The following is a 13,680-nucleotide window of genomic DNA, read 5'->3' as shown; positions in this document are numbered from 1 at the left end:
CGTGCAAATTAGTAATGAGGATTACGAACAATTTAAGCCATTGATGTTTTCCATAAGCTATCGTATGCTTGGCTCTATTGTGGAAGCGGAAGATGTTGTACATGAAACCTTTTTAAAAGCGTACCAAATTGATGAGAAGAAAATAGATAATATGAAAGCCTACCTCTGTAAAATGGTGACTAATCGTTGTCTTGATGAATTAAAATCAATACGGCGCAGACGGGAAAAATATGTGGGGCCATGGAATCCAGTTCCCTTATTGATGGAGAAAACCAATGACTACGATCCCTCCGATATTGTGTTAAAAAAAGAAGGGTTGAGTATTGCTTTTTTAAGAATGATGGAACATTTAGCGCCAGATGAACGAGCCGTTCTTCTTTTAAGAGAGGTTTTTGACTACTCCTATTCTGAGATTGCCAATATTATAGAAAAGAAAGAAGAGAACTGCCGAAAAATTCTTAGTCGGGCTAAGCAAAGGGTCTCACGAGTAGAGGATGAAAGTTTAAATTATGAGAAAAATAAGGACATTATTAATCTCTTTATTGAAGCATTTCAAATGCATAATACTGCTGCCTTATTAGAACTTATAACTGATAATGTAACTTTATATTCTGATGGTGGAGGAAAGGTCAATGCTGCTATCCGACCCATCGTTACTAGTAATAATGTTATTGCCTTTCTATACGGTATTATTAAAAATGCGCCCGAAGACTTATACTTTGAAGTGAAAAAAGTAAATTATCAACCAGCAATCGTATTTCTAATAAATGGTAAGGTTCAAAGCATCCTAAGTTTTTATATTAATAATGATAAAATTAATGAAATATATATAACCCTGAATCCTGACAAGTTACCAATTCTCTAGGAGGAGAAAACAGAAATTTTTACTGCGAAAAAGAGACCTTTTCACATAGTGAATCTGTCTTTTTTTTTATCAAAAAACAAATTAAATTAGCTCATGTTTGCTAGATTCATATTCTGCTTACTTGGAAAGTGAATGGAAATTTCATGGTATAATTCAATAGTAAAGACTTTGGTTGTGAAAATAGATACTTAAACTCATCATTGATTCAATAAGGAGAAACCATTCTCTTATTAAACTTATAGGCAGAAATTATTAAAAAGGCGGGGGAGAACCCAATGGATTTAGGTAATCCAATAGCAAAAGGAAATACTGCAAAAATTTATCATTCTGACAATAAAATAGTAAAAGTTTTTAACGGTTTTTTGCCAGATACGGAATCCACAAATGAAGCAAATAAGCAAAGATATGCATATGCATGTGGACTTCCTGTACCTGAGGTTTTCGGTGTTACTAAGATTAACGGAGAACAAGCAATTATAATGGAATTCATTAAGGGAGAAACATTAGGAGATTTAGTGTTCAAAGATAAAAAACAAGCAGAATATTACCTGAATATTTCAGTCGATATGCAACTGAAAATTCATAGCATTAATCCTAAGCCAGAAGCAATCGAAGCAATGTATGATAAATTATACCGTCAAATTGAGACTATGAATAAATTAGATGAAAAACAAAAAATTGAGTTGTTAAAGAAATTGGATTCATTTACTTATGAAAATAGGCTCTGTCATGGAGACTTTCATATATTTAATTTGATTAAGACAGACAACAACAAAGTGGTAGTTATAGATTGGGTCGATGCCAGTGCAGGAGACATCTATGCTGATGTATATCGGACTTATCTTTTGTATTCTCAAGTTTCATCAGAATTAGCTGATATGTACTTGCGACTTTATTGTGAAAAGAGCGGGATTTTAAAGTCTGAGGTTTTTCAATGGGCGCCTGTCATTGCTGGCGCAAGATTATCTGAAAGTGTCTCAACGGAGAATTCTGAACGACTTATGAAGATTATCAATCATTACTGCTTATGGTGAAATGACAACACATGCGTAATTTCACCGGGAGTTACTCAAAAAACTTGTAAATCATACTAACTAAAAAAAGAGAACACACGTTCCTTCGGTGGTGCGTTTTGTGTTATTATTGGAATTGCAACATTCAATTAAATTCTGAGGAGGAAATCCCTTGAATAAAACATTTAGTCAGTTTGAAGAAATGGTTGATAATATTTTGGACTTAAAAGAAATATCTGAAGAAAAACTATCTGAACCTATTAAAGAAGGAAAGTGGTCAATTATACAAGTCGTGGGACATCTATACTATTGGGATAAATTCATTCTTGAAGAGATGGTACCTTATATGGTTGAAGATGCTGATTTACCACAGTTTCCAGACCATGACCAACATAATGAAGAGGCAATGTCGTTTATTGAAGTTTTTTCGGTTGAGTCTATTATTGATAGATTTGTACAAATACGGAAAGAACTTAGTGAAGAATTATCAAGAGTCGGGAAAGATGTTAGATTCACTATTGGCGGGGGGAAAAGGAAGTACTCAGGAGAAAGTATTGCTAAAATATTCATTAAACACGATGGACACCATCTAAAACAAATCAAAGAGAAATTACATCTATGATAACTACATATGCATGTTGATATTAAGCTAACGGAGTAACGATAGCACAAGAGGCTGCTGTTACTGCTCTTGTTTAAGTAACGTAGTTTTAGTAAAACAAAAACAAGTAATCTTGTAGAACAGTGAAAATTTATTATAGAAATAAATAACTCAAGATGGTTAGAAAAATGCGAATGTCAGATTACTATGAAACCCTCCAAGAAAAAGTCGGTAATGGACTATTTTTTATCCCAAGTGTAGCACGAATTGTTCGAAACGATTTAGGAGAAATTTTATTATAAAACAATGAAAATGGCGAAAAGTGGAGTCTTCTTGCTGTTGGAATTGAACTTGGTGAAGCACCTGCCGAAGCAGTTGTTCGTGAAGTATGGGGAAGAGACAGGATTATATATTGTGCCAGAGAAGTCATTAGGCGTATTAGGTGAAAAAGACTTTCATTCACAATATCCAAATGGTCATCAAGTGGAGTATAGCGTCTTTATGTTAGAGTGCGTTATGGAAATTCACAACGGTATATCGGGGGATAGAATTGTGTATAAAGTAAATTTAGATTCTGAGACTCACCTTTCCATTTTAGAGACAAGACATGCAAAGGATTTATATCAGCTTATCGATGAAAGTCGAGAAAGTATCGGGAAATGGCTTTCTTTTCCTGAGAAAACTAACAAGGTTGAGGATACTGAGATATTCATCGAAAAATCGTTAAAAAGATATTCAGAGAATAATGGGTATTGGGCAGGTATTTGGCATAATGGCACAATTGCTGGTTCAATAGGTTTCCTATATATAGACTGGAGTGCTAGGAAAACGGAAATTGGTTATTGGTTGGGTGACCAGTTTCTGGGGAAAGGGTTGGCCACAAAAGCGGTAAAACAATTAATTGATCACTCCTTTACTGAATTAGACCTGAGAAAAGTGGAAATCGGGGTTGCTAGTAATAACATTAAAAGTAGGGCAATACCTGAAAGACTTGGTTTTACACAAGAAGGCACTATTCGAAATTATGAATTCTTACAAGGTGAATATCATGATAGGGTTATTTATGGATTGTTAAAAGAAGAGTGGAACTCAAAAATTTAATTCTTCATTATTCAGAGAGGATTAGTAATGTTACTAGCTGTATTAAATGCAGCTAGTTTTTTATGCTCCTAGTGGTACAAGTTTTTGTTGCCAGGGGATTAAATAAAGGAAACCTTTTAAAAGGTTATACGTATATTTAAAAAGTTGTATCATATTTAAAGGAACACTGAGGAATATTTTTATGGGAAATAATCATGAGCTTTGCAATGTTTATTACAGTAAACTCTGAATACTAGAAAACTACATATAATAAGGTGGGTATGGAATGATTGAGATTAAAAGAGAAGCTGGCTGGGTAGATAAACTTAGAGAATATAAGGTGATGTTGAATGAAAATGAAATTGGTACTATTGGATCAAATGATTGTTTTGAGTATTCTTTAGATCCTGGATTACATAAGTTGTACCTAAAAATCGATTGGTGTAGAAGTGAAAAATTAGAGTTTGAATTGAAAGATAATGAAACACTAAGATTTGAGTGTGGGGGATTAAAAGACCCAGGATTCCTGAGTTTAATGTTGCATATAACGTTTAAAAGGAATAGATACTTGTGGGTTAAGCAGATTAATTCTTAAGAAACTAGTCATCTTAGATTGCGCTTTTTATTGTAAAATATGAAAGCGTTTGTGAGAATCTGTTGCAATGGACTGCTGATGAAGTAGGGGACTGCCCTACTTCTAGCTCTTAGTAGCATGTGTTTTTATTTCATTCCTTCCTTAACTGCTATTTGGATAAAAGGAGACTGACATGATAATTAAAATGACACAATCTAATATGGACGATTTCAACAAATCAAACGAAGGTTTTAGTGTTTTCGGGAGAATAATACCTAATTATGAGAATCATGTTTGGACCTATAGGGAGGAAGTATTTTCTAAACCATATTTCAAGAAATATGACGTTGCTATAATGGTTCAATCCTTATAAGTTTTTGACTCAAAAAGTCAGAAATTTTAAAAAAGAGGTGAAAACACTTATGGATAGTATCATTTTTGATTTAGATGGAACGATTTGGAACCCGATTGAAACAGTTCTTCATGCTTGGAATAGTTGTCTCAAGAATCATACTCATATGAAAAAAGAGTTCACACGTGCTGATTTCAAAAAAACAATGGGGCTACAAATGGATGAAATCAGTAGAATCTTGTTTCCAGATATGAGCGAGGATTTTCGTAAACCATTGATAGAGGAATGTTGTAATACTGAAAGGGAATATATCAGGCAGCAAGGAGGCAATCTTTATCCTAAGGTGGAGGAAGTATTGAACGTACTGGCAAAGAAATACAATCTATTTATCGTCAGTAACTGTGAGGATGGATATATTGAATCTTTCTATGATTATCATAAATTAGAAAAGTATTTTTTAGATTATGAGAATCCAGGGAGAACAGGACTATCTAAAGGGGAAAACATTAACTTAATAATCTCAAGAAACAGCCTAACCAGCCCTATTTATGTAGGAGACACAGGAGGCGACTTGAATGCAGCAAGATATGCCGGAATTCCCTTTGTTTATGCAAAGTATGGGTTCGGAGAAGTGAAGGAATATGATTTTGCTATTGAGAGATTTGATGAGCTATTAACAATAGTTGGGAAGTACCCCCAAATTAAAGATACATAACTGGAATGATATAGTGAACATGATGACTTCGATGGAATATAGCTTGATTGATTTGCATTGCATGAACATGAGTTTTCGAAAGAGGGACTTTTCGTTGAGTATGGAATAATGGACACTTTGCCATGTTTTGCAGGTGTTCCATTAGAAGATTTAGAAATGCATCAAACTGCAGCTATAAAGTACTATTTACTAAATCCGAACCAATAATGTAAGTGTCTACGATACTTCCTCCAAGGACAATTATCGAGCAGATCACAATAATAAAAAGATTTTAGAAAGATAGATTTCTTAAAAAGTATGATAGATGATAACTAAAGATTTGTGTGGCTTGTCTTAGGAGAGGAGAAAAAAATGATTGAATTGCGAAAAGTAACCGAGGATAACATAAATGAAGTAATAGCACTTGAAGTTGGAGAAAACCAGAAAGACTTTATAGAAACGACGAACCTCAGAAGCATTGCAGACGCATATGTATTGAACGCAGAAGGGATACCAGCGACTCCCTTTGCCATTTATGCCGATGGAGTTACGCTGGGCTTTTTGATGTATATTTATGATACGACCGATCATGAATCCTTTAAAAATGAAGTTTTTTACGGAAAGAAGTGCTATTTTATTTGGCATTTTATGATTGATAAGAAGTATCAGGGGAAAGGGTATGGCAAGCTTGCCTTTGAAAAAATGTTGGCGGATATTAAAACGATGCCCTATGGGGAAGCAGAATATGTAGACCTCTTTTATCATTCAAATAATACCAGAGCTAAAGCACTATACGCTTCACTTGGTTTTGTGGATACAGGCATCATTCAGGATAATTCGGTGCATGCGAATAAAAATCTAGTTGAGAAATAGCAAAAGTCTTATTGAAAAAGGCTCTCTCGGAAAGAAACATAAGCTTTCAATGCATAACTATAACAGGACAGTAAACCTGTTAGATATACTGAATGAATAATCTATATAGTGGAGGGATAGTATGAGGAAATTAGTATTATTTATTGCAACTAGTTTAGATGGTTACATAGCAACAAAAGATGAGTCTTTAGATTGGTTATTTAAAGTGGAAGGAGAAGGTGATAATGGTTATTCAGAGTTTTATGAAACGGTTGATACTGTACTAATTGGTAAAAAAACGTATGATTGGATAATGAAACATGAAACAGGAGAATTCCCGTATAAAAACAGAGAATGCTATGTTTTTACAAGGTCTCCTATTGAGGATACAGAAAATGTAAGTTTCATAAATGAAGATATAACCAGTTTTACAAACCAACTTAAAAACCAAGTGGGAAAAAATATTTGGATTGTTGGTGGCGGAGAGTTGCTTCAATGTTTTATAAAAGAAAAATTAGTGGATGAAATTATTTTAACAATTGCACCAACTGTAATTGGAAATGGAATACCATTGTTTAAAGAAGGTGATTTTCAATTAGACCTAACATTAAAAGGTACGAGAACCTTTCATCAGTTTGTGGAACTACATTATGCCGTTACCAACTAAAAAACACTCTTCTTCAACGAAAGAGGCGCGAACGTGAAGAAGAACCGTCACCTTTATCCCTTCTATAAATGGGGGTAGCGGTTAGCTGATTACAAGAAAATAGGAGAATGATCACATGCTAAAAAGGCTAGGATACGATAAAAATGTGAAACTAAAATTTAATGGTAAGCGTTTGTGTGGACTTTGGTTACTCATCATTGGGGCTGTAATTATTGCAGCTACGGTAGTGGGAGGAGAATTTGTTTTAAATCCAATTATTTTTATGATTGGTTTTGGAATTGGTTTTTATCTAACAAATTATAATAAATCAATACTGGATAGATTTACGGATGGAGAGTTTTCTAGTTTTCAAGAAAAGATGTCTAGTATTGGTGTATTATCCTTATTCCCATTAATTTTTATTCTGGGAGGTTCTTTTATCCCAGGTGGTGATTGGAGAATGATGTGGCTAGGTGCGTTACTTGCAACAGGTATTCATTTTTTACCTTTTTATTTTGTGCATGGAAAGTCCATGATTTATCTTGCCATAACCTGTTCTGTTTTGGCAATTATCGGTATGATTAGTATAGAAATTCCTTTTCTTTATTTTGGGGTAGCCGATGGAATTGTTAAAATCTTATTTGGAATCTATTTATTATTTTTCACAAAAAAGATTAGTAGAAGTGTATCTGATGAGGTCAAAATGTAATAGTTTAAAACGAACAGATGCTTGCTGAAGAGTCTACTTATCAACAAAAGGTAGCTGTAATGGAGAAAAGTAGGAAGCATTATAAAATCGGGTGTAAAAGTGAATTGGTTTATAGTTCCTGTTATTCTACTTTTAATCAATGCTATTTTTGGATTTGGCTTTTCAGCCTCATTATTAAAACTCATCTTTGGAACTTCGTTACATGTACCTGTTCTAGCTCCACTATTATCAGAACCATCAAGGAGTGTCATTTTTGTATTTACAGGGATATTATTAGTGCGTTCATTGTCTCCAAAAAAAGCTTAGAAGCTTCTTTAATAAGCAGGGTGTGTAGACACACTGAGAGGTAATCAGGAAAAATACCAGTTAGCAGGTAAAGGTCGAATTAATTAGTTTTAAATAAAGCTAACTGGAGTATACGTAATATTATGGGCCGAAGTAGATGCAACTCGTCTTTTATGTACTATGAATTGGAAAACAATGTTGAACGTATTGAGAAAAAATAATGGAAACTTTTTTCGTGGTTCTTCGTCTAGTTAATAAGTAGTGACTTATATTAAAAGGGGGTAAGTATGAAAAGGTTTATGAAATATCTTATATGGACAATAACTATAGGTCTTGTCATGTACATTGGTTATCATGTTCAGTCAGATCTTCGCCAAACGGCAATATCAACAGGCAGACTTACTGCTTCCCTCTTAATTTTTTCTACTCTTTTCCCTATCTTTATTGGAATGTTGCTTCGAGCACCATTATTAGTGAAGCAAATGATGGAAGGGAAAAGGTGGAATATAAATGTCCCGAAATTACTTGCAATATGTTTGCCAGCTCTTTATATTTCTCTTTCTCCTCTCTTTTACCTAATACCATTTGGACATCATTTTCCTTTTGCTTTTGACTTAACTGTACTATCAGGCATTAGCATTACAGCAATGACTGGGATGATAGTTGGTTATGTTTTGTTAGATAGTGTAATAGAATAGCTTCTATGTTTTTAGATTCTTATAGAGTAAGGTTTCCTTAACGGTGAGTGCAAAAAATATATGCTGCTGTGTGCGATAGGAGGGGAGAAATGAAGAAGAAACACTTCTTATTAGTTATGCTATGCATTTCCTTATTTTTATGTGGCATAGTTTTATTTTATTATAGTAAGGAAAATAGAGGTATTTCTAAAGAAGAAGCAGAGAGTATTGCATTGAAACAAGCTGAATCAGATGGATTTCTCTCTCCTACACTTTGGGAAAGGTTAAATTCTGCCCTTTAGAGAGAGTATACACAAGGCTTTAGAAAGGTGTTTATGATTATGATGAAAGATAAAAAGATTATCTTATCCATGGTTATTGTTGTCCTACTTACGATAGTAGCATTGAATCATTTTTATGGTGGTAAAAATGAGAAGGTGTATTCCAGTCAGAGTTTTGGTGGAATGTATATAGAAGAAAAAGGTCATCACGTTGAACCAGGCGAATATCAACAAATGTGGATTATTGGCTATGATGCTTATGATGAGAGTGAAAGTAGGGAAACATTTAAAGTCTTTATTAGGGATGCGAATGTATATAACCTAATCGAAGAAAACGAAGAATATGTGATTTCTTTTTCAGCAAAACATCAAGATGAGTCGAACAATAACATTTACAGTCTAGATTGGATATCGTTGCCACACGGAGGGCAAATAAGTGGTGATGGATTGATAGATAAAGATTAGTTTCCATTGGTATAGAGAGTTTTCATGAATGGGGAGGAAGTCATGAGAGGGATAATGGCAAGATGAAAAAGTTAAGCAAAAAACAAAGTTTATTGATAAGGATCATATTACTTGCAGTTTTCTTGATGGGGCCTTTATTAAACGCCCTGGGCCATTTCATTGTCGGATTATATGTTGTTAGTTTTCTATGTTTTTTGGGATTATTTATAGTGGACATTTTTACTGAAAAAAGAAAAACAAGTTAGCTAAACTTGGGATTGTAATACTGTTGTTTTTGGTTGGGGATTATTTACAGAAAAAAAGATTTGCAAATAAAAGAACTTCAAAAAGAAATGGATGAACTAGAAAAGAAGGAGTGAAAATGTGAAAACCGAGAATAATGGAACCATTTACTTACATTTACTATTGGGTTCAATAGGGATTCTATTAATAGCTTTGGGTATGTTTGAGTTGATTGCAAAAGTGGAGAGTACAATGCCGGTGTTGATACTGACATTTTTTGGATTCGGATTCATAGCAGTAGTTCACTATATATACTACTTAGAAAAGAAAGCGGGGATTAGTAATAAGTTAATCTGGATAAGAGCTGTTTTTCTCATTTTATTATTGCTTGGCATTTATTTTTCTTTTTACAATTAAATTTGAGTTGTTTTACAAATGTAGAGCACCAGTGTTAGAGCGTGTTTCTGGTACCCTTCACGTTAAGTATGAAACATAAAAATAATTTAATTGTAGTACTGACAAATGTCTCATAGATGACACCATTATCGGGTATCACTTTCATATTATGTTTATTTATTACATTATCATAGAATTATTTCCTTTATTCTTCTTCAACAAACGGGAAGGACCGACAAGTTAGGAAATACCTACTAAAAGTACTCCGCAGGAGGGGTGTTATCCCCCTTTCTTTCTTAAGTGGTATTAAACGACCTCGATTATTGGGTATCTGAACACTGGGAGTTCTTCCCCCTACATAAACATTTTAAAATGCTTGAGGGGAACTACTTTCCAAAAAACGTATCAATTTTAAAGAAGGGTACATCGTCCGCTATGCGGACGATTGTGTGCCACGAAAGCATCCAAAGTGTGCGTAAGCACATAAAGGTTACAGAAAAATCAAGTGTAATCTATGTTTATATCCCGTAAATAATCACAATGGAGTGGTGTAACGTTTCTGTGATTTACTATGAGTAAATTTCTATCAAAAGATAAACTTGGAGGGTATGATGGGATATATTGAAGATATACGTGAATTAGTTGGAACAAAACCATTAATATTAACTGGAGTAGCTGTTGTAGCCATAAATGAGGAAGGTCAAATTCTATTACAGAAGCGTCGTGAAGGTATATGGAGTGTTCCAGGTGGTTTTATGGAGTTGGGAGAATCTGCTGAAGAAGCTGGCAGAAGAGAAGTGTTTGAAGAAACAGGGATTATTGTTGGAAAACTGGAGTTAATTGAAGTCATTTCTGGTAAAGAATATTTTGTGAAATTACACAATGGAGATGAATTTTACGCTGTCACGATTGCATATGTAACAAATGAAATTAAAAGTGGCTCCCTAAAAGCAGATGGTATCGAATCTTTGGAAGTAGGATTTTTTAATTTAGATAACTTACCAGAGAGTCTATCACCTCATTTGAAAGATTTTATTAATAAAAATATTCACAAATTAAAATAACTAAGTGAATTACACCTTTTTTCTATTTTTTTGTTTATAGATGTATAGAAAGAAAACACCTGAAGATAAAAAGTGGTGAAAAATTCAAGTGGAAATCCGCCAAAATCATTTATTCGGGATAATATTAATTCCAATAATCACTACTACACTTTTTATTGTAATAGATTATTTGATAGGTTCATCCATAGAGATATTGATACTCTAACGACAGGAAGGGGAACAGTGATGAGATTAGTAGATATAAATGAAGAAAATTGGTTGAAAGTTGTTTTTTTATCAACAAGCAAAGAAATGCCTACCATTTGTGAAGAGTTTGTTGCTTCGAATGCTTTGTCCTTGGTTCAAGCTCAGTTTGAAAAAACTTGGACAACAAAAGCAATTGAAAAAGATGGGGGAATTATTGGTTTTACCATGTATGGTTATGCGGATAAACAAGGCTACTATGAGCTTTGTAGAATTATGATTGACTATAAATTTCAAGGTAATGGCTATGGAACAGAGGCCATTCAACTTGTCATTTCTGAAATGAAAAAACTGGAGGATTGTAAAGAAATCTATTTATCTACGGAGCCAGAGAATAGTAGAGGAAAGCATGTATATGAGCAAATTGGTTTTGTAAAAACTGGAAAGGTGGTAGATGGAGAAGAACTGTATGTGTATTCATTGTAGAAGTAAGGAAGATAGTATTGGAGATGAACGGGTAGGAAACATTAATTCCACCGTTTTACATAAAGGAAAATAAATCGTAGACAGATAGAATAAATGATGGGGGATACCTATGATTATTCGATTATTAAAGGAAGTAGATTATGAACAAGCAATTGATCTAAAGATAAGTTGTTGGGATGAGGAGTTAGCAGGAATGGCACCTAACGATTTAAATCGAGAGGAGGAACTCCAATTTTTGAAGGATTGGGTAAGTGGTGCAACGGAGAACAATGATATTCGCGTATTGTATGGTGCTTTTGATGGAGATACATTTATGGGCTTTGCTGGTGGCAGTATAGCCGACGAAACAGATTCTTTACATGGTATGGAACTGAATTATTTATTTGTTCCCAAAGAGTATCGTGGACGTGGGATAGCATTAAAGTTGATTAAGAGATTATTAGTTGATTTTTTCCAAGGAGATTTTAAGGAAATGGTTGTTTATAATCACCATTTCGCACCTTCCAACACATTTTATACGAATCTGGGCGGTAAAGTGCTGAGGAAGGAAACTCAAGGAAAAGCCCAATTAGAAGTTGATGTCTTTGTATTTTGCCTTGAAGATTTGAAGATGAAAATAGAGGCGCAGTAACGAATATTGTCCAAATACATGCAAGTTTTATTCTTATAGTATTGATTGTTGGCGTACACGGTGAGCTGAGAAGTTGTTACCGTACAAACCAAGGAAACAATCAAAGTAAATCATTAAAAAACTAATTTGTTAAGGAGTTGATAATTTTAAAAAAGAAGAAGATTTAAGGAAGCAAGCTGAATCGATTGTTGCTATCCCTGACCTGAGGACTTTCAGCTATTGATAGAGGACTTTTTAGATGGAATGAACAATGGAGATGGGGAAGCAATATTTTCGTGGGGAAAAGAAGGTCAGAATGAGGGGATAGCTGTAATATACTCCCGGTCATGCCCATTCCATACTAGGTACTACATTCGCTAAAGCTGCCCAATCTTCCACTTTTACCCACCGAGATACAAGACTATATTCTGAACAAAGTGTTAATGCAGTAAATGATAGTCCTATCTCCATCGCAAGCTTATAACCCTTTCCTGCTGTATACATATAAAGATTTATAAAAGTTGCTACTATTGCAATAGCCCCAAATAATATCCAATTATCCATATAACTATACCTCCATATATTTTTATTTATGTCGAGTAGTAAGTGCTCGTCCTTTTGTGATTGCTTATTGACCAAACTCCTCGTCCGTTTAGTTTAACATATATTCCCAGATTATGGGCGTAAAAAAAAGCTGCCACATGAAACTTGTAAATGCGCTCACGCTCCACAGGTTTTGTGAAGTAAAGTACTTTCAACTAGGTCGTTTTGTAGGCACTACCGTGGTAGCGCCTACCGAGGTCGCAGGTTAAATCCGAGAGCAAACGGGAGTATGAGGGAAGACAGTGAGAACCGTCCCCGCTGCTTCCCACTATTTTAATTTTTTTGGAAGAAAACTGCTACTTTTCCAAAACTGATCCGTCTACTATGTAGTAAGTGAAAATTGCTCCCCAACTTCAGTTGTTGTGAGGGGAAAGTGATAATCCGAATAAGGAGCTTACGAAAAGGAAATGAAACAAGGAGGTATTTTCAATGAGTTACTTTGATGATAAAGATGAGGTTGTGGAATCGATAAATAGTAAAATGAAGTTATCCGATTCAGAAAAAATTGTGATCTATTCACAAGTAAAAGATAAAATCGAGCATAAGAAACCAATAGTCACATCAATGAGATCTAAATACTTTCTTGCATTAGCAAGCGCAAGCTTCCTTTTCTTTTTATTGCTTTTTCCAACAATCACCTCTTTTTTACAAGATAACTCTGGCGGACAACGGGGTGGGGAAATACCTAATGAGATTGTTGAAGTAGTTAACAAGTATTTCGACTCCTATGAAGAAATGGATATTGATTCATTAGTTCAGTTTTCCCATGATATTAGACATTCGAATAAAGGGGAACAAAGAGAACAATATATCAGTATTAATGAACCAACAACTAGAGCTGAAGTTTTAGATATAAAAAAAGTAAAGACAGATGAGTATGAAGTAACTGTTCGATTTTACGATGATGAAGGTACATTTCAACTTAGTTTTCCAGTCAAAGAGATGGATATTGGCTGGCAGGTTGTTGTGGGTTTTAGGTTTGAAAGATAGTGAGAGTGTTTAGTATAAACACTCCCACTTTC

The 13,680-nt window shown here is 34.2% G+C and carries 20 protein-coding genes; 19 read left to right on the top strand and 1 reads right to left on the bottom strand.

From position 1 onward, the window contains the following. Position 1 precedes the first annotated feature (1 nt). The 18 genes from ACERII_RS19415 to ACERII_RS19330 all read left to right on the top strand — a co-directional run bounded on the left by ACERII_RS19415 (position 2) and on the right by ACERII_RS19330 (position 12,076). On the top strand, positions 2–865 hold the full coding sequence (locus ACERII_RS19415) for an RNA polymerase sigma-70 factor (RefSeq protein WP_373644508.1): 864 nt from the start codon (positions 2–4) through the stop codon (positions 863–865). Between the two features lie 275 nt (positions 866–1,140). Next, positions 1,141–1,899 (top strand): aminoglycoside phosphotransferase family protein, encoded by a 759-nt coding sequence (locus ACERII_RS19410; protein ID WP_373644507.1) that lies wholly within the window; start codon positions 1,141–1,143, stop codon positions 1,897–1,899. A 151-nt stretch (positions 1,900–2,050) separates the two neighbouring features. Then, a complete protein-coding gene (locus ACERII_RS19405; protein WP_373644506.1) occupies positions 2,051–2,500 on the top strand; it encodes a DinB family protein in 450 nt (149 codons plus the stop codon). Between the two features lie 318 nt (positions 2,501–2,818). Further along, the gene (locus ACERII_RS19400; RefSeq protein ID WP_373644505.1) at positions 2,819–3,580 is read left to right on the top strand and encodes a GNAT family N-acetyltransferase; all 762 of its coding nucleotides are present in this window, start codon (positions 2,819–2,821) and stop codon (positions 3,578–3,580) included. A 265-nt stretch (positions 3,581–3,845) separates the two neighbouring features. Continuing rightward, complete coding sequence (locus ACERII_RS19395; protein ID WP_373644504.1) at positions 3,846–4,154, top strand: hypothetical protein; 309 nt, start codon at positions 3,846–3,848, stop codon at positions 4,152–4,154. A 172-nt stretch (positions 4,155–4,326) separates the two neighbouring features. Beyond that, positions 4,327–4,506 carry an acetyltransferase gene (locus tag ACERII_RS19390; protein WP_373644503.1) on the top strand — a complete coding sequence of 60 codons (180 nt, stop codon included), beginning with the start codon at positions 4,327–4,329 and terminating at the stop codon, positions 4,504–4,506. Positions 4,507–4,555: 49 nt separating this feature from the next. After that, positions 4,556–5,200 (top strand): HAD family hydrolase, encoded by a 645-nt coding sequence (locus ACERII_RS19385; protein ID WP_373644502.1) that lies wholly within the window; start codon positions 4,556–4,558, stop codon positions 5,198–5,200. Between the two features lie 351 nt (positions 5,201–5,551). Then, on the top strand, positions 5,552–6,052 hold the full coding sequence (locus ACERII_RS19380; protein ID WP_373644501.1) for a GNAT family N-acetyltransferase: 501 nt from the start codon (positions 5,552–5,554) through the stop codon (positions 6,050–6,052). A 121-nt stretch (positions 6,053–6,173) separates the two neighbouring features. Then, positions 6,174–6,698, top strand: coding sequence for a dihydrofolate reductase family protein (locus ACERII_RS19375; RefSeq protein ID WP_373644500.1), 525 nt, complete (start codon positions 6,174–6,176; stop codon positions 6,696–6,698). A 115-nt stretch (positions 6,699–6,813) separates the two neighbouring features. Beyond that, a complete protein-coding gene (locus ACERII_RS19370; protein WP_373644499.1) occupies positions 6,814–7,386 on the top strand; it encodes a DUF6609 family protein in 573 nt (190 codons plus the stop codon). Between the two features lie 99 nt (positions 7,387–7,485). Then, positions 7,486–7,692 carry a hypothetical protein gene (locus ACERII_RS19365; RefSeq protein WP_373644498.1) on the top strand — a complete coding sequence of 69 codons (207 nt, stop codon included), beginning with the start codon at positions 7,486–7,488 and terminating at the stop codon, positions 7,690–7,692. Between the two features lie 266 nt (positions 7,693–7,958). Continuing rightward, positions 7,959–8,369, top strand: coding sequence for a hypothetical protein (locus tag ACERII_RS19360; protein ID WP_373644496.1), 411 nt, complete (start codon positions 7,959–7,961; stop codon positions 8,367–8,369). An 89-nt stretch (positions 8,370–8,458) separates the two neighbouring features. Then, complete coding sequence (locus ACERII_RS19355) at positions 8,459–8,650, top strand: hypothetical protein (RefSeq protein ID WP_373644495.1); 192 nt, start codon at positions 8,459–8,461, stop codon at positions 8,648–8,650. 39 nt (positions 8,651–8,689) lie between these two features. After that, positions 8,690–9,094 carry a hypothetical protein gene (locus ACERII_RS19350; protein WP_373644494.1) on the top strand — a complete coding sequence of 135 codons (405 nt, stop codon included), beginning with the start codon at positions 8,690–8,692 and terminating at the stop codon, positions 9,092–9,094. 363 nt (positions 9,095–9,457) lie between these two features. Continuing rightward, complete coding sequence (locus tag ACERII_RS19345; RefSeq protein ID WP_373644492.1) at positions 9,458–9,733, top strand: hypothetical protein; 276 nt, start codon at positions 9,458–9,460, stop codon at positions 9,731–9,733. Between the two features lie 590 nt (positions 9,734–10,323). Continuing rightward, positions 10,324–10,776, top strand: coding sequence for an NUDIX hydrolase (locus ACERII_RS19340; RefSeq protein WP_373644491.1), 453 nt, complete (start codon positions 10,324–10,326; stop codon positions 10,774–10,776). A gap of 225 nt (positions 10,777–11,001) precedes the next feature. Continuing rightward, on the top strand, positions 11,002–11,445 hold the full coding sequence (locus tag ACERII_RS19335; protein WP_373644490.1) for a GNAT family N-acetyltransferase: 444 nt from the start codon (positions 11,002–11,004) through the stop codon (positions 11,443–11,445). Between the two features lie 109 nt (positions 11,446–11,554). Continuing rightward, positions 11,555–12,076, top strand: coding sequence for a GNAT family N-acetyltransferase (locus ACERII_RS19330; protein ID WP_373644488.1), 522 nt, complete (start codon positions 11,555–11,557; stop codon positions 12,074–12,076). Positions 12,077–12,400: 324 nt separating this feature from the next. On the opposite strand, the gene ACERII_RS19325 is transcribed toward ACERII_RS19330, so the two are convergent. After that, positions 12,401–12,619 carry a hypothetical protein gene (locus ACERII_RS19325; protein ID WP_373644487.1) on the bottom strand — a complete coding sequence of 73 codons (219 nt, stop codon included), beginning with the start codon at positions 12,617–12,619 and terminating at the stop codon, positions 12,401–12,403. Between the two features lie 468 nt (positions 12,620–13,087). Here ACERII_RS19325 and ACERII_RS19320 point away from each other — a divergent pair, with 468 nt between their 5' ends. Beyond that, entirely contained in the window at positions 13,088–13,648 is a 561-nt protein-coding gene (locus ACERII_RS19320) for a hypothetical protein (protein ID WP_373644485.1), read from the top strand. Positions 13,649–13,680: the final 32 nt, after the last annotated feature.

Source organism: Evansella sp. AB-rgal1 (assembly GCF_041820985.1).
Lineage (GTDB): Bacteria > Bacillota > Bacilli > Bacillales > Salisediminibacteriaceae > Evansella.
This window is presented reverse-complemented; position numbering and strand designations above follow the sequence as displayed.